Source organism: Streptomyces sp. SID11385 (genome assembly GCF_010548245.1).
In the GTDB taxonomy this organism is placed as follows: Bacteria; Actinomycetota; Actinomycetes; order Streptomycetales; family Streptomycetaceae; genus Streptomyces.
Genome location: NZ_JAAGLR010001114.1, coordinates 1 through 335, shown reverse-complemented (window position 1 = coordinate 335; position 335 = coordinate 1). Strand labels below are relative to the sequence as shown.

General features: G+C 72.5%; 1 pseudogene. It reads left to right on the top strand.

The annotated features are described in order from the left end of the window. Positions 1 to 335: pseudogene (locus G3I42_RS33855) on the top strand (1,3-beta-glucanase); the annotation flags it as partial.

Sequence of the window (335 nt, the reverse complement as noted above, 5' to 3'; positions counted from 1 at the left end):
CGCCGCCCTGACCCCCGCCGCCGCGCAGGCCGCCCCGCCCGCCCCCGTACCCGCCTCGGCCGAGGCCCCCGCCGCCGCGAGTGCCGCCGCCGCGACCTTCACCGATGACTTCGACGGCCCCGCCGGAGCCGGGGTCGACGGCTCGAAGTGGCTCACGGAGACCGGCGACAACGTCAACAACCACGAGCGCCAGTACTACACCTCGGGTACCAGCAACGCGGCTCTCGACGGACAGGGCCACCTGGTCATCACCGCGAAGAAGGAGAACCCGGGGAACTACAACTGCTGGTACGGGCGGTGCGAGTACACCTCCGCGCGCCTCAACACCTCCGGCA